This is a genomic window from Neotabrizicola sp. VNH66, from assembly GCF_049445895.1.
Taxonomy (GTDB): domain Bacteria; phylum Pseudomonadota; class Alphaproteobacteria; order Rhodobacterales; family Rhodobacteraceae; genus Pseudogemmobacter.
In genome coordinates this window covers 119,196-138,696 of the sequence record NZ_JBMSDW010000009.1, presented here as the reverse complement: position 1 = coordinate 138,696, position 19,501 = coordinate 119,196, and the positions used below count along the sequence as shown (strand labels likewise).

Sequence of the window (19,501 nt, the reverse complement as noted above, 5' to 3'; positions counted from 1 at the left end):
CGTGTCGTTTTCCGGCCTTTCCCCTGCGGGTTCCCTGATCTAAACAACCGGCAACCTTTGGCCCATGGGGAGATGCGCATGACCCGCGACACCGGCTTCTTCACCGAAAACCTTTCCTCGCGCGACCCCGAGCTGTTCGGCGCCGTCACCGCAGAGCTTGGCCGTCAGCGCGACGAGATCGAGCTGATCGCCTCGGAAAACATCGTTTCGCTGGCCGTCCTGCAGGCGCAGGGGTCGGTCCTGACCAACAAATATGCCGAGGGCTATCCGGGCAAGCGCTACTATGGCGGCTGCCAGTTCGTGGACGTGGCCGAGACGCTGGCCATCGAACGCGCCAAGGAACTGTTCGGCTGCAAATTCGCCAATGTGCAGCCCAACTCGGGCAGCCAGATGAACCAGGCGGTGTTTCTGGCCCTGCTGAAGCCGGGCGACACCTTCATGGGGCTGGATCTGAACTCGGGCGGCCACCTGACCCACGGCTCGCCGGTGAACATGTCGGGCAAGTGGTTCAACGTCGTCTCTTATGGCGTGCGCCAGCAGGACCAGCTTCTGGATATGGACGAAGTCCGTCGCAAGGCGCTGGAATCGAAGCCGAAGCTGATCCTTGCCGGCGGCACCGCCTATTCCCGCGAATGGGACTGGGCCGCCTTCCGCGCCATCGCGGATGAGGTGGGCGCCTATCTGCATGTGGACATGGCGCATATCGCCGGTCTGGTGGCGGGCGGCGTCCATGCCTCGCCCTTGCCGCATGCGCATGTGGTGACGACGACGACCCACAAATCGCTGCGTGGCCCGCGCGGCGGCATGATCCTGACGAATGACGAAGAGATCGCCAAGAAGGTGAATTCGGCCGTGTTCCCGGGGCTTCAGGGCGGCCCGCTGATGCATGTGATCGCGGCCAAGGCCGTGGCCTTTGCCGAAGCTTTGCGCCCCGAGTTCAAGGCCTATGCCGCGCAGGTCAAGGCCAATGCCGCCGCCATGGCGGATGAGCTGATGAAGGGCGGGATCGACATCGTCTCGGGCGGGACCGACAACCACCTGTGTCTGGCCGACCTGCGGCCGAAGAAGGTGACCGGCAAAGCGGCCGAGGCCGCTCTGGGCCGCGCCCACATCACCTGCAACAAGAACGGCGTGCCTTTCGATCCGGAAAAACCCTTCGTCACCTCCGGCATCCGTCTGGGCGCCCCGGCAGGCACCACCCGCGGTTTTGGCGAGGCCGAGTTCCGCCAGATCGCCCGCTGGATCGTCGAGGTCGTCGACGGGCTGGCCAAGAATGGTGACGACAACGGCGAGGTCGAGGCCAAGGTGAAGGCCGAAGTCGCGGCGCTGTGCGCGAAGTTCCCGCTTTACCCGACGCTTTAACTGCGGCGTCTGATGGTCAGAAGGCCCCGCACAGCGGGGCCTTTTGCTTTTGCCCCGGGCATGCCACCCTGCGGCATGATAAGAAATGACAAAGACAAAAGCCGTTTCCTGAGCCTGATTCTGCGCCACCAGCCTGACAAGATCGGTATTGCGCTGGACCCGCAAGGCTGGGCGGATGTGGCCGACCTTCTGGCCCGCCTGCCCTTTGCGCTGTCCCGTGACAGACTGCTGCAGATCGTCGCCGAGAACGACAAGCAGCGATTTGCGCTGTCCGCGGATGGTCAGCGCATCCGGGCAAGTCAGGGCCATTCCATCTCGGTCGATCTGGACCTTCCGCCTTGTACGCCGCCCGAGGTGCTGTGGCATGGCACCGCCACCGCGACCGTGCCCGTCGTTCTGGCCGAAGGGCTGCGCCCCATGACGCGCCAGCACGTCCACCTGTCGGCGGACGTGGAAACTGCCCGCAAGGTGGGCGCGCGGCACGGGGCTCCGGTTGTCCTGACCGTCGCGGCGGGCGCGCTTGCGCGGGCCGGGCAAGTGTTCTACCGCTCAGACAACGGCGTCTGGCTGACGGATTTCGTACCGCCTGAGGCGCTTTCGGCGGGGTGACCCTGCCGCCTTTGCCGGAGTTCCGATTGCGCCTTTCCCTGTTCCGCACGGCCTTGCCCCGCTTTATCGCGGCCAGCGGGCTGACCAATCTGGGCGACGGGATCGCCTCGCTGGCCTGGGCCTGGGTCGCCTCGCTGCTGACGCGGGATCCGCTGCTGATTGCCGCGGTGGCAGTGGCTCTGCGGCTGCCCTGGGCCCTGTTCGCCATTCCGGCGGGGCTGGTGGCGGACCGGGTGGACCGGCGGCGGCTGATCCTTGCGATGGACCTGATCCGCGCGCTGGCCTTCCTGCTGGCCGCCGTGGCGCTGTTCGCGGCGCTGCCGCTGGCCGATCCGCCGGCCACCGGCCTGTCGGCGCCCTTTGCCTTTGCCGCCTTGCTGGCCGCCGCCACGGTGGTGGGCGTGGCCGAGGTCTTCCGCGACAATGCCGCGCAGACCGTCCTGCCCTCGCTGGTGCCGCATGACCGGCTGGAGCAGGCGAATGGCCAGCTGTGGAGCGTCGAGCTGATCGGCAATGCACTGATCGGCCCGGCGCTTGGGGCGGTTCTGGTCGCGGCCTTCGTACCGCTGCCCTTTGGCCTGAACGCGCTGGCCTATGGGCTGGCCGCGCTGCTGATGGCGGGGATCGCGGGTGATTTCCGCCCGCCGCAGGCCGAACGCCGCGGCTGGAGGGCCGAGTTGGCCGAGGGCTGGGCCTTTCTGCGCGACGCGCCCCTGTTGCGGCTTCTGGCATGGATCACCGGGTTCTGGAACCTGTTCCACAATATGATGATCGTGGCGCTGATCCTGCATGTGCAGGAAAACCTTGGGCTTTCGGCTGAGGTTTACGGGCTGATCCTGGCCGCGGGCGCCGTGGGCGGCATTCTCGGCGGGCTCTCGGGCGGATGGGTGGTGCGCCGCCTTGGCCCCGGGCGCACGGCGCAATGGATGATGCTGCTGTCTGGCATCACCTTTCTGGGCGTCGGGCTGGCGCCGAACGCCTGGGTGCTGGCCGCCACGTTCTTCCTGTTCGAGGTGACCGGTCTGATCTGGAACACCGTCTCCGTCGCGACCCGGCAGAGGGCGATCCCGAACCGGCTGCTGGGGCGCGTGAACAGCCTCTACCGGCTGCTGGCCTGGGGGATGATCCCCTTGGGTCTGGCGCTGTCGGGCGGGCTGGTCCGGCTGGCCGAAGGGCCTCTGCCACGCAGTCAGGCGCTGGTGCTGCCGTTCTGGACCGCCGCCTTCGGCTTTCTCTTGGTGGCCGCCCTGACATGGCGGGCGCTGCACCGCCGGTTCGCCGCGCTGGCCGAAACCGGGCGGCCATGAGGGGGCGGCCATGACCGACCGCCCCACCCCGCCGCGCGAAACCCGCCGCCTTGAACGCCGGATGGGCGATTGGGCCCGCCGCCACCTGCCCTTTGGCCTGCGCGAATTCACCATGTTCGTGCTGAAACAGGGCTGGGCCTGCCTGTTCGGCGGGCTGTTGCTGGCGGCGATCTTGATCTCAAAGGCGGTCTGGCAGGCGGATTGGGTCCTGACCCGGTATGACGCGCTGTTCCTCTTCGCGCTGGCCGCGCAGGCGCTGTTCCTGTGGCTGCGGCTGGAGACATGGGAGGAGGCGCGGGTGATCCTGCTGTTCCACCTGACCGGCACGGCGATGGAATGGTTCAAGGTCGGCGCCGGAAGCTGGGCCTATCCGGAGCCGGGGCTGTTCAAACTCTTTGGTGTGCCGCTGTTCTCGGGCTTCATGTATGCCAGCGTGGGCAGCTACATGGCCCGCGTGATCCGCATCTTCGACATGCGGTTCACGCCCTATCCGCCGTTCTGGCTGACGCTGCTCCTGGCGGGCGCGATCTATGTGAACTTCTTTGCGCACCACTTCCTGCCCGATATCCGGCTGGTCCTGTTCGCGGCGACGCTGCTGCTGTTCGGCCGGACGCGGATTTACTTCCGCATCTCCGACCGGGACTGGTGGATGCCGCTGCCGCTGGCGGCCTTTCTGTCCAGCCTTGCGCTCTGGGTGGCCGAGAATATCGGGACCCTGACCGGCACATGGCTTTATGCCGGGCAAAGGCCCGACATGGCCGTCAGCTTTGCCAAGATCGGGTCATGGTATCTGCTGCTTTATGTGGCCTTCGTCACCGTCTCGGTCGTGCTGCGCAACCGGATCACCCGGCCGGACACAGGTCAGAGATAGCCGCGCCAGACCAGAAAGGCGATCAGACCGCCGCCCACCACCAAGAGTGAAAACGCGATCGAGGCCCCGACCGAAGCCAGTGCCCCACGTCGCCGGTCCGCCCGGCCGATGGGCGCCAGATGACGGACGCAGATGTCATAGGCCTCGGCCACCCGGCCCTCATCCACCCGGACCTGCAGCTTGGGGTTCAGCGCCATCTCCGACGCCTCGGCCAGAAGCGAGGCCGCATTGCGCACCTTGCGCGGCAGCCGGCCGCCGCCCCGCTTCAGCTTTTCCGGCAGATCGCGGCCTTTGACCCGAAGCCGGGTCTCCATCAGATCCGCCACGCGGTCTGCCATCTGGCGGATGGTTGCGACGCTCATTGTGCTGCCCCGTTCTGTCTGGGGCGAGTATCGGCTTTGCGCGCGGCGGCTTCAACTGCTCTGGCCACTCTGATGGCGGTTCGTTATGAAAATGCCATGCTTGCGATGACCCGATACCCCGCCGCCACGCCAACCGATGCGCCGCCGCTGCTGATCGTGCACGGGCTTTACGGCTCTGGCAGGAACTGGGGCGTGATCGCGCGCCGGCTGGCCGACACACGCGAGGTGGTGACGGTGGATCAGCGCAACCACGGCGAAAGCCCGCGGTTTCCGACGCAAGGCTATCCGGAGATGGCGGCGGACATCGCCGCAGTGATCGGAGAACTGGGCGGGCGGGCCGATCTTCTGGGCCATTCGATGGGCGGCAAGGCGGCGATGCAGCTGGCGCTGACCCATGGGGCGCTGGTCCGGCGGCTGGTGGTGGCCGATATCGCCCCGGTCGCCTACGCCCATGACCAAAGCCAATATGCCCAGGCCATGCGCGCGCTGGACCTGACCGACGTCACCACAAGGGGAGAGGCCGACCGGCGGCTCAGCGCCCTGGTGGAGGATGCGGGGCTGCGCGCCTTCTTCCTGCAATCTTTGGATCTGAAGGCCGAGGGCGGCCCGCGCTGGCGGCTGAACCTGGATGTGATCGAAGCCGAGATGGCAAAAATCGTCGGCTGGCCGGGCACGACCGGGCAATTCGACGGCCCGGCCCTGTTCCTGACCGGCGCCGAAAGCCGTTACGTCCGCCCCGAACACCGCGAAGCGATCCGCGCGCTGTTCCCCCATGCGCGGTTCGCCAAACTGCCGGGCGCGGGCCATTGGCTGCATGCCGACAAACCGCGCGAATTCGAGGAAACCGTCCGGGTGTTCCTGAACGCCTGAACGCCCAATCCTGTCCGCGGCGTCAGCTTTCCATCTGTCGCGCCACGACCCAGGCCACCGGCAGCGCGACCAGCGCCCCCGCCACCGCGGCCAGAACGATGGGCTTGGCCGCGACCAGCCCCATGGTCAGCGCGGCGACCACCGCAGATCCGGCCAACACCGAGGCGGCCAGCGTGTAGATGATCAGAAAAAGGCGGGTCATGGCTTGGGTCCTTGCAAAAGGGGCTTCGGGTCCGCGCCTTCCCCTTCTGTCACCCTTTGCCGCGCGCCACTTTGATCCGCGTCAAATTACGCAGGCATGGACCAGAACGGCCCCGCCGCACGCAGATCGGCCCAATGGGCCATGGCCTTTTCCCGCGCTTTGGCCTCGCGCCGGGGGTCGGGCTGGTGTCCCCGCGCCCGGGCATTGGCCAGATCGTTGATCAGGCCCAGTTCATCCTGCAGATCCTGCAGCGTCGCGCGGAACGGCGGCCAGGGGGCATCGGGCCAGATCGGCGCGAAGAATTCAGCCTGATAGCGCAGGGTCTTCATATCCTTGCGGAAACTGTGCAGCTCTTCCTCGGCCAGTTCTGCCGGATCCGCGCCATGGGACAGCGCGGTGGCCCAGGCCTGATCCAGCGCCCCGCCCGCCAGCCGCCCGACCGGGGCCGCCCGCGCCGCCAGACCGCGCGGCTTTTCCCGCAAGAGCCCGCCTTCGGGGCCGATGGCCCGCGACATCAGCGGCGCGAAGGTCACCGCCTTGCGCCCGCGCAGTTCGGCCCGCACCTCGTCGCGCAGCTTCTCCGTCTCGCGCAAGAGCTTGCGCGGCGGGGCGTCCTGCGCGGCAAGGAACACATCGGCATCCCGCAGCCGCCCCAGCAGGCGGAAGATCCACTTCGCCTCGGCCCGCAATGCGGCAGCGGCCTTCCTGCGCAGAATAGGCGCAAAGGCATCAATCGCCGTGGTCAGCCGCCGCAACGCCACCCGCGCCTTGTGCGGCCCGCTTTCATGGTCCGAGATCAGGACGGCCGCCAGCTGACGGTCAATCTCGGCGCAGCAATCGGCCACAATCGACGCAAAGGCCGCCTCGGCACTTGTCGCAGCAGAAAGGCCCGGGTTTTCGGTCGTCTCTTCAGTCACGTCATGCCCCTGTGGACCTTCGCGCGGGTGATACGTCAGAGATGTAACGGATATGCGTCAGCAAGGCCGCCGCCGCCGCGTTTCCCAAAGCTGGAATCGGATTGACAAGATGATTGGAACGGTCCAAACAATATTGGAACGGTCCAAATCACTCTCAAAGGGATGAGGGCCGCCAAGGGGGAGGGAGACCCGGATGCGCTGGACACTGGTGGGGGCAAGCACGATTGCCGCCGAATATATGATCGCCGCCTTCCGCGCCCAGCCGGGCGACGAAGTGCATCGGCTGGTGTCCTCCAGCGCAGAGCGTGGCGCCGCCTATGCCGCGAAACACGGCATCCCCCATTCCGGCACGAGCCTGAGCGAGGCGTTGGCCGATCCGGAAACCGATGCGGTCTACATCTCCACCACCAATGAAAAGCATCTGGCCGAGGCGATGGCCGCCATTGCCGCGGGCAAGCATGTGCTGTGCGAAAAGCCGCTTGCGATGACCCCGGATGAGGCTGTGCAGATGGTCCGCGCCGCGGAGGCCGCGGGTGTGACCTTCGCCACCAACCATCACCTGCGCTGTTCGGGCAGCCACCGCGCGATCCGCGATCTGATCCGTGCGGGTCGCATCGGCCGGGTGCTGTCGGTCCGCCTGTTCCACGCCGTCCACCTGCCGCCGCATCTGCAGGGCTGGCGGATCGACAATCCGGCAGCGGGTGGCGGCGTGATCCCCGACATCACCGTGCATGATGCGGACGTGACCCGCTTCCTTTTGGACGAAGACCCGGTGTCCGTCGTTGCCCAGATGAATGCCAGCGGCATGGGCCAGGGCGTCGAAGACAGCGTGATGTCGGTCTGGACCATGCCCTCGGGCGCGATGGTGTTCAGCCACGAAAGCTTTACCCATCCTTTCGCAGGCTCCGGGCTGGAGGTGCATGGCACCGAAGGTTCGATTTTTGCGCGGGGTGTGATGACACAGCGCCCGGTGGGCGAGGTGGAACTGATCACCGCCCGCGGATCGGAAACCGTGCCCTATTCCGTGGCCGACCTCTACGCCACCGGCGTGGCCGAATTTGTCGCCGCCGTACAGGGCAAGGGGCAGCCCGCCGCCACCGGCGCGGACGGGGTGAAATCCCTGACCATCGCCCTTGCCGTGCGCGAGGCCGCCCGCACCGGCCAGCGCCAGACCATTTCCTATCCGAAGATCTGAGACATGACCAAACTGACCTCTCCCGCTGACGCCGTGGCCCGCATCCCCGACGGGGCGGTCGTGACCGTCTCCTCCTCCTCGGCGCTTGGCTGCCCTGATCTGGTGCTGAAAGCCTTGGGAGAGCGGTTCCGGGCCGAAGGCCATCCGCGCGGAATCACGACTTTGCACCCGATTGCGGCGGGCGACCTTTACGGCGTGAAGGGGATCGACTGGATCGCACAGGACGGGCTTCTGTCGCGGGTGCTGGCGGGGTCCTACCCGTCCGGCTCCTCCAACCTGCCGATGCCCGAGATCTGGAAGATGATCGTCGAGGACCGGGTGGCCGCCTATAACGTGCCCTCGGGCATCCTTTACGACATGCACCGCGAAACAGCCGCCCGCCGCCCCGGCGTGTTGACCAAGGTCGGCCTGCAGACCTTTGTGGACCCCATGCGCGAGGGCTGCGCGATGAATGCGGCCGGGGCGGCGGCGCCCATCGTGGCCCGTGTGGAGTTCGGCGGCGAGACCTGGCTACATTTCCCGAACATCGTGCCGAATGTCTGCATCCTGCGCGCCACCACCGCGGATGAGGACGGCAACCTGACTTATGAACACGAAGGCGCCTATCTCGGGGGGCTGGAGCAGGCGATCTGCACCCGCAACCACGGCGGGCTGATCATCGCGCAGGTGAAGCGGGTGACGGCCCGCGGTTCCCTGCGCCCGCATGACGTGCGGGTGCCCGGCCATCTGGTCGATCTGATCGTGCAGGACCCGGACCAGCGCCAGACCACAGAAACCCCCTATGATCCCGCGATTTCGGGTGAGATCATGCGGCCCTGGGACAGCTTTTCCCTGGCTGAATACGGGGTGGAAAAGATCATCGCCCGCCGCGCGGCGATGGAGCTCAAGGGCGGGATGACCGCGAACCTCGGCTTCGGCATCTCGGCGCAGGTCCCGCGCATTCTGCTGGAGGAAGGCCATCCGCAGGCGGTGACATGGGCCATCGAACAGGGCGCCGTGGGGGGCATGCCGCTGACCGGCTTTGCCTTCGGCTGCGCGTCCAACGCCTATGCCTTCGTCCCCTCGCCCCAGCAGTTCATCTACTTTCAGGGCGCGGGCTTCGACATGTCCTTCCTGTCGTTTCTTGAGATCGACACGGAGGGCAACGTCAACGTGTCCAAACTGGGCAAGAAGCCCTATCTGACCGCGGGCTGCGGCGGGTTCGTGGACATCACCTCGCATGCGAAAAAGATCGTCTTCTCCGGATGGTTCGAGGCGGCGGCCCAGATCGACTTGTCCGAAACAGGGATTTCAGTGACCCAGCCGGGCAAGTTCACCAAGTTTGTTGACAAAGTCGAACATGTGACCTTCTCCGGCGCGCGCGCCCGCGAACAGGGGCAGGAGGTGCTCTATATCACCGAACGCTGCGTTGTCCGGCTGACCGGTGCGGGGCTTGTGGCCACCGAAATCATGCCCGGCATCGACCCCGCCCGCGACATCGTGGCCGCCAGCCATGGCCGGGTGAGCGTGGCCGAAAACGCCTCCGTCATGCCGCTGAGCCTGTTGCAGAAGGGCCCGATGGGGTGGACACCATGAGCGCGGTTCACCTGACCATAGACGGCGGCATGGCCGAGCTGCGACTGGACAATCCGGCCAAGCTGAACGCCTTTACCGTGCCGATGCTGGACCAGCTGGCCGCGCATCTGGAGACGATCGAACGATCCGATGCCCGCGTGGTCCTGCTGATCGCCGAGGAGGCCAAATGCTTCTGCTCCGGCGCCGATATCCTCGCCTGGGGCGCGCTGAGCCCCGCCGAATTCGCCCGGTATTGGGTGCGCGGCGGCCACCGGATCTTTGACCGGCTGGCCCGGCTGGCGCAGCCCACCATCGCGGTTCTGCACGCCCATGCCTTCGGCGGCGGGCTGGAACTGGCCGCCGCCTGCGACATCCGGGTGATGGCGCCGCGCGCGACCATCGCGCTGCCTGAGCCGGGCGTCGGCATCGTGCCGGGCTGGTCCGGCACACAAAGGCTGCACCGCCTGCTGCCGGAACCCGTGGTGAAGGAAATGGCCCTCTTCGGGCGCCGGATCGGGGCCGACCACGCGCTGGCCCTGGGCTTCGCCGCCGAAATCTCCGACACCCCGCGCGAGGCCGCCCGGGCCATCGCCGCAAAGGTGCTGGACCTGTCGCCCCGCGCGGTCGAGATCGCCAAATCCATGATCCATGCCGCCGCGGGCGAAGACCATGCCGCCATGGTCGAGGCGCTCGGCTCTGCCGCCATTTCCGCCTCGGACGACCGCAACGAAGGCGTCACCGCCTTTGCCGACAAGCGCAAGCCCCTGTTTTCCGGGAAATAAGATGCAAGACCTGACCCTGATCCCCGCCACCGGCACCGCCCTTCCCGCCACGCCTTTCCGCGGCCGCCATCTGATCGGCGGGGAATGGGTGGACAGCACGGACACCTTCGACCGCGCCTCGCCCGCGCATGGGGTGCTGGTCAGCCGCTCGGCCAAAGGGACCGCCGAAGACACCGAAGCCGCCATCGCCGCCGCCCGCGCCGCCTTTGACTCGGGCGTCTGGAGCCGGGCCAGCGGCAAGGACCGTGCCACCGTCCTGCTGAAGGTCGCCGATCTGATCGAGGCCAATGTCGAGCGTATGACCCTGCTGGAATGCCTTGAAACCGGCAAGCCCATCGCGCAGGCCCGGGGTGAGATCGCGGGCGCGGCAGACCTCTGGCGCTATGCCGCGGCGCAGGCCCGCACCCTGCACGGCGACAGCCATAACTCCCTTGGCCCCGACATGCTGGCCATGGTACTGAAGGAACCGATCGGCGTGGTGTCGATCATCACGCCGTGGAACTTCCCGTTCTGGATTCTGGGCCAGAAACTCCCCTTCGCGCTGGCCGCGGGCTGCACCTGCGTGGTGAAACCCTCGGAAGTGACCCCTTCCACCACTGTCATTCTGGGCGAGCTGCTGATCGAAGCCGGGCTTCCGGCAGGCGTGGTGAACATCGTCCTCGGCTATGGCCAGCCCGTGGGCGCGCTGATGGCCAGCCATCCGGAGGTGGATATGGTCACCTTCACCGGATCGACCGCGGTCGGCAAATCCATCCAGGCCGCCGCCTCGGCCACGCTGAAGAAGGTGTCGCTGGAACTGGGCGGCAAGAATCCTCAGGTGATCTTCCCCGACGCTGATCTGGATTCGGCCGCAGATGCCGTCACCTTCGGCGTGTATTTCAACGCGGGCGAATGCTGCAATTCAGGCAGCCGCATCATCGTGCATGAGGACGTGGCCGAGGCCTTCACCGCCAAGGTGGTGGCCCTGTCGCGCAAGGTGGCCTTCGGCGATCCGCTGGATGAGGCGACGCAGGTCGGCGCCATCGTCACCCCCGCCCATCAGGCCAAGATCCACGGCTATGTGCAGGAAGCCGTCGCCGCCGGGGCCACCGTCGCGCTTGGCGGCGCCCCCCTGCCCGTCCCCGGCCTTTCCGGCGATTTCTACGCCCCCACCGTGGTGACCGGTGTTACCCCCGACATGGCGATTGCCCGGGATGAGGTCTTCGGCCCCATCCTTTCCGTCCTGACCTTCCGCACGCTGGATCAGGCGATCGCACTGGCAAACAACGCCAGCTATGGCCTCTCCGCAGGCGTGTGGAGCGAGAATGTCCACACCTGCCTTGCCTTCGCCCGCGCGGCGCAGGCGGGCACCGTCTGGACCAACACCTGGATGGACGGCTTCCCCGAGGTCACCTTCGGCGGCGTGAAGCAATCCGGTCTGGGCCGCGAAAACGGCCGCTACGGTCTGGACGAGTTCCTTGAGGTGAAATCGGTGGTCATGCGCATTGGCCGCAGCCGCGCGAACTGGGTCCGGGGATGACCGCAACCGCCCGTCTTCCTCTCTGGTCGGACTGCCCGGGGGCATCCCCGGAGGGGCTTCGCGCCCCTCCGGACCACCCCGCGGGATATTTCCAGACAGAAAATGAAGGCGGATTGCGCAGGGCTGTCCGGGCCGGGTCAGAACTCCACCACCGGACGGTGCAGGGTCTGCAGATTGCGGGAATCCTCACCGGCCATCGACCGCAGCAGGGTTTCGCCCATGACGCGGCCCGCCAGCCGCAGGTCCTCGACCATGGTGTCGATGCGCGGGCGGAACATGTCGAAGATGCCACTGGCGCGCTTGGCCACCACGTCGATGTCGCGCCCTATGGCAAGGCCGCTGTCGCTGATCGCGGCCATGGCGACCATGGCGGCCACTTCACCCACGCAGATGATTCCATCCGGCCGGTCACCCTGCATCAGGCGTTGCTGCAGCCAGGCGCTGGTTTCCTGCGGGGGGGTGTCCAGCGTCACATCGGCGGGAATCTCGCAGGTGATGCCCGCAGCCCGCGCGGCGGCCACCGCGCCCCAGCGCAGATGCTGTGCAAAGGAATAACGGGCGGGCGGCAGCACGATCAGCACCCGCGACCGGCCCTTCTGCAACAGCCGCTCGACCGCGATCCGCGCGAAGGTCTCGTTGTCATAATCCACGAAGGGATGCGGCACGGTGAATTCGGTGCGGCCATGGCAGACGAAGGGGAAGCCCTGTTCCATCAGATAGCGGACACGGGGGTCGAACGGCTCGGTCCGGTTGAAGATGATGCCGTCGCCCAGCCGGGTTTCCACGATCTGACGCACTGCTGCCATCCGGTCATGGGCCAGCACATCGGGGAAGATCGTCACGGAATAGCCGGTCCCGGCCAAAGCCGTGCTGAGCCCGCCGATCAGCTCATGGGTGAAGCCCAGGAATTCGTGGTCGAGGTTCAGCAGAAGCTGAACCACCTTGGTGCGTCCGGTGCGCAGCCGCTGTGCGGCCCGGTCGGGCACATAGCCCAGCTTGGCCGCCGCCTCGGCCACGAGGGCGCGGGTGCTGGCGGCGATTCGCGGATCATTGGCCAGCGCACGGGAAACCGTGGTCACGGCAAGGCCGGTGGCGGCCGCCACGGTGCGCAACGTTGCCCTTGGCCGGCCCGCCGCCTGCGCGGGGACCCGGGGCTCGGGTCGTGTCGAACTCTCGCTCAGGATCGGCCCTCCGCTGATACCGGGGCCGAAGTTATGACAGGCATGTGCAACGATACAATCGTTTTTTTACCTTCGCCTGCAGCGCAGGCCACCTGTGCAGATACAGCAATATCGCCGCGATGCAGCAAAACTGTCAAGGCAAGATTCCTGTTGACGAGGACCCTTGTTGTAACGTTTCACTAATACGTTCCCGAACGGGACGTTTCATCTGGGAGGATGACCATGAAGATGATGACCAAAGGCTTCGCTTCGGCGATGGCGCTGACCATTGGGCTTTCGGCCGCGGCCAAGGCCGAGGATGTGGAAGTGCTGCACTGGTGGACGTCGGGCGGCGAGGCGGCGGCGCTGAACGTTCTGAAAGAAGATCTGGCCTCCAAGGGCATCGGCTGGGTGGACATGCCGGTGGCCGGTGGCGGCGGTGAGGCTGCCATGACCGCGCTCCGCGCCCGCGTCACCGCAGGCGACCCGCCGACCGCCGTGCAGATGCTGGGCTTCGACATTCAGGACTGGGCCGCGGAAGGCGCGCTTGGCAACCTTGACGAGGTCGCCGCGGCCGAAGGCTGGGACAATGTGATCCCGGGCGCGCTGCAGCGCTTCTCGAAATATGACGGCCACTGGATCGCTGCGCCGGTCAACGTCCACTCGACCAACTGGGTCTGGATCAACAAAGCCGCGCTGGATGCCACCGGCCTGGGCGAACCCACCAATTTCGACGAGCTGGTCGCCGTTCTGGACAAGATGAAGGAAGCCGGGATCACCCCGATCGCCCATGGCGGCCAGCCCTGGCAGGATGCGACCGTCTTCGACGCGCTGGTGCTGGCGGAAGGCACCGATTTCTACAAATCGGCCTTCATCGACCTCGACCCCGCGGCGCTTGGCGGCGAGAAGATGGCCGATGCCTTCACCAAGCTGATCAAGCTGCGCAGCTACTTCGACCCGAACTTCTCGGGCCGCGACTGGAACCTCGCTTCGGCCATGGTCATCAACGGCGAAGCCGGGATGCAGTTCATGGGCGACTGGGCCAAGGGCGAATTCCTGAAGGCGGGCAAGGTGCCGGGCACCGATTTCGTCTGCATCCGCTTCCCGGGCACGCAGGGCGCCGTCACCTTCAACTCTGACCAGTTCGCCATGTTCAACGTGCAGGGCGATGCGAAGAAGGCCGCGCAGGCCGCCATGGCCTCGGCCATCGAAAGCCCGACCTTCCAGTCGGCCTTCAACGTGGTGAAGGGTTCGGTTCCCGCACGCACCGATGTGCCGGACACCGACTTTGACGATTGCGGCAAGAAGGGCATCAAGGATCTGGCCGAGGCCAATACCGCGGGCACCCTCTTCGGGTCGATGGCCCATGGCCATGCCGCGCCCGCCGCGGTGAAGAACGCCACCTATGACGTGATCACCGCTGCCGTGAACGGCGAATATGCCGATGGTGCCGCCGCCGCCAAGGCGCTGGCCGACGCGGTCGCTGCCGCGCAATAAACGTCCCATGAAGGGGCGGCACCCCCGCCCCTTCACCTGTCCCCTGCGCCCGCTGTGGCGCGACCGAATTTCTCGCACAACATACCGCGCCGCGCGCGCGACGGAGGGAACGGGATGTCTTCACCCGCTTCTGCGGATTTCCGCACCAGATTGCAGGACTGGCTGCCCAAGGTGGTGCTGGCCCCGTCCTTTGCCGTGACGATCCTGTTCGTCTACGGCTTCATCCTGTTCACCATCGCCCTGTCCTTCACCGGATCGAAGATGCTGCCCAGATGGGATTTCGTGGGCTTCGAGAACTATACGAAGCTCTGGGCGCTGCAGCACTGGCTGATCGCCATCAAGAATATCGCGATCTTCGCCACGCTTTACATCGTGATCTGCACCGTCATCGGCCTGATGCTGGCGATCTTTCTGGATCAGAAGATCCGGGGCGAAGGGATGCTGCGGCCGATCTACCTTTACCCGATGGCGCTGTCGTTCATCGTGACGGGAACCGCGTGGAAATGGTTCCTTGACCCGGGCATCGGGCTTGAAAACGTCATGCACCAATGGGGTTGGACCTCGTTCTCATTCACCTGGATCAAGGACAACAACATGGCGATCTATACGATCGTCATCGCAGCGGTCTGGCAGACCTCGGGTTTTGTGATGGCCATGTTTCTGGCCGGCCTGCGCGGCATTGATAACGAGATGCTGAAGGCCGCCCAGATCGACGGCGCCTCGAACTGGCAGCTCTATCGCCGGATCGTCATTCCGCTGTTGCGCCCGGCCTTTCTGTCGGCCTTCGTCATCCTCTTCCACCTTGCGATCAAGAGCTATGACCTTGTGGTCGCGCTGACCGGGGGCGGGCCGGGCCGGTCCACGGAAATGCCCGCCACCTTCATGTATTCCTACACCTTCACAAGGAACCAGGTGGGCATCGGCGCAAGCTCTGCCGTGATCATGCTGATGACCGTGGCGGCAATCATGGTCCCCTACCTTTATGCCGAGCTGAAGGAGAAGAAGTGATGTCCGCCGTGACGCAAGACACCGCCGTCCGCACGGGCAGCATCACCCGGGTCTTCATCTATGTCGTCCTGATCGTCTTTGCCCTGTTCTACCTGTTGCCGCTCTATGTGATGGCGGTGAATTCGGTGAAACCCCTGGCCGAGATCACCGGCGGCAACATGATGGCCCTGCCGCAGGAATGGACCTTCGCCCCCTGGGCCAGCGCCTGGTCCACCGCACAGATCGGGGTGGAGCCGACGGGTCTGAAGCCCTATTTCCTGAACTCGATCCTGATGGTGGTGCCCGCCGTCACGATTTCCACCATCGTCGGCGCGCTGAACGGTTATGTGCTGACCAAATGGCGGTTCCGCGGCGACACCTGGGTCTTTGGCCTGATGCTGTTTTCCTGCTTCATCCCGTTCCAGATCGTGCTGATCCCGATGGCGATGGTTCTGGGCAAGCTGGGGCTGGCCGGGTCGATCCCGGGGCTGATCCTTGTCCATGTGGTCTACGGGATCGGTTTCACCACGCTTTACTTCCGCAACTACTATGCTGCCTTCCCGACCGAGCTGGTCCGGGCGGCGCAGATGGACGGCGCGGGCTTCTTCCGCATCTTCTGGCGCATCCTGCTGCCGGTGTCCGGCCCCATCGCGGTCGTCTCGGTCATCTGGCAGTTCACCAACATCTGGAACGACTTCCTGTTCGGCGCGTCTTTCGGCGGGGTCAACCAGCCGATGACGGTGGCGCTGAACAACCTTGTGCAATCCTCGACCGGCGTTAAGGAATACAACGTGCACTTTGCCGGTGCGATCCTTGCCGCCATCCCCACCCTGATCGTCTACATCGTCGCGGGCCGCTACTTCGTGCGCGGTCTGATGGCGGGCTCTGTGAAAGGCTGAAGCCATGGGCTTTCTCGACATCCGCAACGTCACCAAATCCTATGGCGCCGTCCAGGTGCTGCACCGCGTCGATATCGCCGTCGAGGAGGGGGAGTTTCTCGTCCTCGTCGGCCCCTCGGGCTGCGGGAAATCCACGCTTCTGAACATGATCGCCGGGCTGGAGGGGATCTCGGGCGGGGAAATCGCCATCAAGAACCGGGTGGTGAACGGCGTCCACCCGTCCAAGCGCAACATCGCCATGGTGTTCCAGAGCTATGCGCTTTACCCCAACATGACCGTGGGCCAGAACATCACCTTCGGGCTGGAAATGCACGGCGTGCCGAAGCCGGAACGCGACAAGGCGCTGGCCTCGGTCTCGAAACTTCTCCAGATCGACCATCTTCTGGACCGCAAACCCGGCCAGCTGTCCGGCGGGCAGCGGCAGCGCGTGGCCATGGGCCGGGCTTTGGTCCGTGATCCCGACGTGTTCCTGTTCGACGAGCCTTTGTCCAACCTTGACGCGAAACTGCGCGTCGACATGCGGACCGAGATCAAGAAGCTGCACCACAAGCTGAAGACGACCATCGTCTATGTGACCCACGACCAGATCGAGGCGATGACCCTGTCGACCCGCATCGCTGTGATGAACAAGGGCTTTGTCCAGCAGCTGGGCACGCCGAAGGAAATCTACGACACGCCCGCCAATGTCTTTGTGGCCACCTTCATGGGCAGCCCGGCGATGAACATTCTGCCCGCAAAGGTGGTGGTGCAGGACGGCCGCTCCTTTGCGGAAATCACCGATGCCGATGGCGCGCCCGTGCGGCTGGCCTTCGGTCAGCAGAACCTGACCGCATGGGCCGGGAAAGACATCCTTCTGGGCATCCGCCCCGAGGCGATCACCGATCCCGAAGGAGCGGACCGCAACTCGGCCAATATCCAGCCGCTGACCAATCTGGTCACGGTGACGGAACCCGCAGGCGCCGACACTTTCGTGACCATGACGCTGTCGGGCAAGGATGTGATCGCGCGGATGCGGGCCGATGCCGCCGTGCATGCGGGGCAGCGCTTCGGCTTTGCCGTGAACATGGAGAAAGCCGTGGCCTTCGACCCCAAGACCGAAGAGCGCATTCTGGCATGACCGGACCGGATGTCATCATCATCGGGTCGGGCATCGGCGGGGCCACCTTGGCCGCCGCCCTTGCCCCTTCGGGCCGCCGCATCCTGATCCTTGAACGGGGTGAGCGGCTGGAGGACAGCCCCGAGGCGCGCGATCCCGCGGCAATCTTTGGCCGCGGGCATTACCGCCCCGATGAGATGTGGCTGGACGCCGGGGGAGAGGAATTCAACCCCGGCAATTACTACCACCCCGGCGGCAATTCCAAATTCTACGGCGCCGTCCTGATGCGCTACCGGGCCGAGGATTTCGCGCCGCTGCGGCATATCGAGGGCACAACGCCGGGCTGGCCCATCGGCTACGACGATTTGGAACGTTACTATTCCGCGGCCGAGGCGCTGTATAACGTCCGCGGCGCGCTGGACCATGACCCGACCGAGCCGTTTCATTCCGCCCCCTACCCTTTCCCCCCCGTCCCGGATGAGCCGGAGATCGCTTTCCTGCGCCAGCGTCTGGCCGCGCAGGGGCTGCACCCCGGCCCACTGCCGCTTGGCGTCGATCTGGATCTGTGGCTGAAGGGCGGCGCCACCACCTGGGACGCCTTCCCCAACACCCGCGGCGGCAAGATGGATGCCGAGACCTGCGCGCTGGCCCGGGCGCTGGAACATCCGAACGTCACCCTGATGACCGGCGCGCGGGTGATCCGCCTGCTGGCCGAAGGACGGCGGCTGACCGGCGTGGCGCTGACCCGCAACGGGCGGCAGGAAATTCTGTCGGCGCCGCTGGTCGCGCTGTGCGCGGGGGCCGTGGTGTCGTCCGCGCTGCTCCTGGCCTCCACCGCGGAGGGGCATCCGAACGGGCTGGCCAACCGCTCGGATCAGGTGGGGCGCAATTTCATGAACCACAACCTTTCGGCGGTGATCGGCATTTCGCCCTTCCGCCGGAATGACACGGTTTATGAAAAGACCATCCAGCTGAACGACTGGTATCTGACCGGCGGCCCGGGAGGGGAGCCCTTGGGCAATGTCCAGATGCTGGGCCGGATCACCGGGCAGATTCTGGCGGGCGAAAGCGGGTTGCCGCTGCCGGTGGCGCGCTGGATCGCCGATCATTCGGTGCATCTTCTGGCCATGTCCGAAGACCTGCCCAAGGCCAGCAGCCGTGTCACCCTGCGCGGTGATAAAATTGTCCTGCAATGGGAACGTTCCAACTGGACCGCCCATCAGCTTTTGATCAAGAAGCTGAAGGCGGCTTTGCGGCGGGCGGGCTGGCCGGTGGCGCTGTCTAAGGCATTTGAAAAGCACACCCCCAGCCATCAATGCGGCACCGCCCGGATGGGGCTGGACCCGGCCGCCAGTGTGGTGACGCCGGACCTTCGCGCCCATGACCTTGATAACCTTTATATCTGCGATGCCTCGGTCCTGCCGACCTCGGCCGCGGTGAACCCCTCACTGACCATTGCCGCTCTGGCCCTGCGGGCCGGGCAGCACATCACCGAAAGGCATCTGACATGACGCCCCATGCGCTGATCACCGGGGGGCAGCAGGGCATCGGCCTTGGCATCGCGCTGGCGCTGGCGGGCGCGGGCTTTCGCCTGACGCTGGCCGCCGAACAGCCGGAAGACGCGGCGACGGTGCAGGATGCGTTGACCCGGCTACCCGTGGGCACCCGCTATCTGCGCCATGACCTGACCCGGATCGAAGAGGCCGCCGCCCTGCTGGACGCGGCGGGAGAGATCACGACGCTGGTGTCGAACGCCGGGGTGCCCGCCATGGTGCGCGGCGATCTGCTGGAGATGGCAGCCGAGAGCTTTGACCGCTGCATGGCGGTCAACCTGCGCGGCACCTTCTTTCTGGCGCAGGAGGCGGCGCGGCGCATGCTGCGGCGGCGGACGCCCACCTACCGCAGCCTGATCTTCGTCACCTCGGTTTCCGCCACCATGGCCAGCCCCGAACGCACGGAATACTGCATCTCAAAGGCGGGGGCGGCGATGATGGTGCAGAACTTCGCCCTGCGTCTGGCACCCGAAGGGATCGGAGTGTATGAGCTGCGCCCCGGCATCATCGCCACGCCGATGACCGCAGGGGTGCGCGACAAATACACCGCCCGCATCGAAGGCGGCCTTGTCCCCGCCGCCCGCTGGGGCGAGCCTTCGGACATCGGCCAGACCGTGATCCCCTTGGCCACCGGCCAGATGCCATTCGCCACCGGCGCCACCATCCCCGTGGACGGCGGCCTCTCCATCCCGCGGCTGTAGCCCATGCACTGCCGCCCGCACGCCCCCCACCCCCGGCCCCTCCCCACAAGGGGGAGGG

General features: G+C 66.1%; 19 protein-coding genes. 15 read left to right on the top strand and 4 right to left on the bottom strand.

Annotated features, from left to right (window positions below; all coding sequences use genetic code 11):
• Positions 1 to 78: 78 nt before the first annotated feature.
• The 4 genes from glyA (at position 79) to ACO2Q5_RS14490 (ending at position 4,149) form a co-directional block, all read left to right on the top strand.
• Positions 79 to 1,362 carry a serine hydroxymethyltransferase gene (glyA, locus tag ACO2Q5_RS14505; protein WP_423292258.1) on the top strand — a complete coding sequence of 428 codons (1,284 nt, stop codon included), beginning with the start codon at positions 79 to 81 and terminating at the stop codon, positions 1,360 to 1,362.
• 75 nt (positions 1,363 to 1,437) lie between these two features.
• Complete coding sequence (locus ACO2Q5_RS14500) at positions 1,438 to 1,971, top strand: RNA 2'-phosphotransferase (RefSeq protein WP_423292256.1); 534 nt, start codon at positions 1,438 to 1,440, stop codon at positions 1,969 to 1,971.
• A 26-nt stretch (positions 1,972 to 1,997) separates the two neighbouring features.
• Entirely contained in the window at positions 1,998 to 3,278 is a 1,281-nt protein-coding gene (locus ACO2Q5_RS14495) for an MFS transporter (protein WP_423292254.1), read from the top strand.
• A gap of 10 nt (positions 3,279 to 3,288) precedes the next feature.
• A complete protein-coding gene (locus ACO2Q5_RS14490; RefSeq protein ID WP_423292252.1) occupies positions 3,289 to 4,149 on the top strand; it encodes a DUF817 domain-containing protein in 861 nt (286 codons plus the stop codon).
• Here ACO2Q5_RS14490 and ACO2Q5_RS14485 read toward each other — a convergent pair.
• Entirely contained in the window at positions 4,140 to 4,511 is a 372-nt protein-coding gene (locus ACO2Q5_RS14485; protein ID WP_423292250.1) for a hypothetical protein, read from the bottom strand. The two genes, ACO2Q5_RS14490 and ACO2Q5_RS14485, sit on opposite strands and share 10 nt — an antisense overlap.
• Positions 4,512 to 4,607: 96 nt before the next feature.
• On the opposite strand from ACO2Q5_RS14485, the gene ACO2Q5_RS14480 reads away from it, so the two are divergent.
• Positions 4,608 to 5,381, top strand: coding sequence for an alpha/beta fold hydrolase (locus ACO2Q5_RS14480; RefSeq protein WP_423292248.1), 774 nt, complete (start codon positions 4,608 to 4,610; stop codon positions 5,379 to 5,381).
• A gap of 22 nt (positions 5,382 to 5,403) precedes the next feature.
• Here the strand turns inward: ACO2Q5_RS14480 and ACO2Q5_RS14475 are convergent, their stop codons facing one another.
• Both ACO2Q5_RS14475 and ACO2Q5_RS14470 read right to left on the bottom strand, forming a co-directional pair.
• Positions 5,404 to 5,583: a CTP synthetase gene (locus tag ACO2Q5_RS14475; protein WP_423292246.1), complete on the bottom strand. Its 180-nt coding sequence runs from the start codon at positions 5,581 to 5,583 to the stop codon at positions 5,404 to 5,406.
• An 86-nt stretch (positions 5,584 to 5,669) separates the two neighbouring features.
• The gene (locus tag ACO2Q5_RS14470) at positions 5,670 to 6,500 is read right to left on the bottom strand and encodes a CHAD domain-containing protein (RefSeq protein ID WP_423292244.1); all 831 of its coding nucleotides are present in this window, start codon (positions 6,498 to 6,500) and stop codon (positions 5,670 to 5,672) included.
• Positions 6,501 to 6,693: 193 nt separating this feature from the next.
• Between ACO2Q5_RS14470 and ACO2Q5_RS14465 the strand changes: the two genes are divergently transcribed.
• Genes ACO2Q5_RS14465 through ACO2Q5_RS14450 form a run of 4 tightly spaced genes read left to right on the top strand, consistent with a single transcriptional unit; the run spans position 6,694 to position 11,550 of the window.
• Positions 6,694 to 7,695, top strand: a complete 1,002-nt coding sequence (locus ACO2Q5_RS14465) for a Gfo/Idh/MocA family protein (protein ID WP_423292242.1) — start codon at positions 6,694 to 6,696, stop codon at positions 7,693 to 7,695.
• Between the two features lie 3 nt (positions 7,696 to 7,698).
• Positions 7,699 to 9,270: an acyl CoA:acetate/3-ketoacid CoA transferase gene (locus ACO2Q5_RS14460; RefSeq protein WP_423292240.1), complete on the top strand. Its 1,572-nt coding sequence runs from the start codon at positions 7,699 to 7,701 to the stop codon at positions 9,268 to 9,270.
• Positions 9,267 to 10,031 carry an enoyl-CoA hydratase/isomerase family protein gene (locus ACO2Q5_RS14455; protein ID WP_423292238.1) on the top strand — a complete coding sequence of 255 codons (765 nt, stop codon included), beginning with the start codon at positions 9,267 to 9,269 and terminating at the stop codon, positions 10,029 to 10,031. The genes ACO2Q5_RS14460 and ACO2Q5_RS14455 overlap by 4 nt, the downstream gene beginning before the upstream one ends.
• A gap of 1 nt (position 10,032) precedes the next feature.
• A complete protein-coding gene (locus tag ACO2Q5_RS14450; RefSeq protein ID WP_423292236.1) occupies positions 10,033 to 11,550 on the top strand; it encodes an aldehyde dehydrogenase family protein in 1,518 nt (505 codons plus the stop codon).
• Between the two features lie 137 nt (positions 11,551 to 11,687).
• Here the strand turns inward: ACO2Q5_RS14450 and ACO2Q5_RS14445 are convergent, their stop codons facing one another.
• On the bottom strand, positions 11,688 to 12,653 hold the full coding sequence (locus ACO2Q5_RS14445) for a LacI family DNA-binding transcriptional regulator (protein WP_423292312.1): 966 nt from the start codon (positions 12,651 to 12,653) through the stop codon (positions 11,688 to 11,690).
• A 300-nt stretch (positions 12,654 to 12,953) separates the two neighbouring features.
• Here ACO2Q5_RS14445 and ACO2Q5_RS14440 point away from each other — a divergent pair, with 300 nt between their 5' ends.
• The 6 genes from ACO2Q5_RS14440 to ACO2Q5_RS14415 all read left to right on the top strand — a co-directional run bounded on the left by ACO2Q5_RS14440 (position 12,954) and on the right by ACO2Q5_RS14415 (position 19,443).
• Entirely contained in the window at positions 12,954 to 14,207 is a 1,254-nt protein-coding gene (locus ACO2Q5_RS14440) for an ABC transporter substrate-binding protein (protein WP_423292234.1), read from the top strand.
• 114 nt (positions 14,208 to 14,321) lie between these two features.
• Complete coding sequence (locus ACO2Q5_RS14435; protein ID WP_423292232.1) at positions 14,322 to 15,215, top strand: carbohydrate ABC transporter permease; 894 nt, start codon at positions 14,322 to 14,324, stop codon at positions 15,213 to 15,215.
• On the top strand, positions 15,215 to 16,093 hold the full coding sequence (locus ACO2Q5_RS14430; protein ID WP_423292230.1) for a carbohydrate ABC transporter permease: 879 nt from the start codon (positions 15,215 to 15,217) through the stop codon (positions 16,091 to 16,093). The genes ACO2Q5_RS14435 and ACO2Q5_RS14430 overlap by 1 nt, the downstream gene beginning before the upstream one ends.
• A 4-nt stretch (positions 16,094 to 16,097) precedes the next feature.
• Positions 16,098 to 17,210, top strand: coding sequence for an ABC transporter ATP-binding protein (locus ACO2Q5_RS14425; RefSeq protein ID WP_423292228.1), 1,113 nt, complete (start codon positions 16,098 to 16,100; stop codon positions 17,208 to 17,210).
• Positions 17,207 to 18,700: an FAD-dependent oxidoreductase gene (locus ACO2Q5_RS14420; protein ID WP_423292226.1), complete on the top strand. Its 1,494-nt coding sequence runs from the start codon at positions 17,207 to 17,209 to the stop codon at positions 18,698 to 18,700. The genes ACO2Q5_RS14425 and ACO2Q5_RS14420 overlap by 4 nt, the downstream gene beginning before the upstream one ends.
• Entirely contained in the window at positions 18,697 to 19,443 is a 747-nt protein-coding gene (locus ACO2Q5_RS14415) for a 3-ketoacyl-ACP reductase (RefSeq protein WP_423292224.1), read from the top strand. Before ACO2Q5_RS14420 ends, ACO2Q5_RS14415 begins: the two co-directional genes overlap by 4 nt.
• Positions 19,444 to 19,501 lie beyond the last annotated feature (58 nt).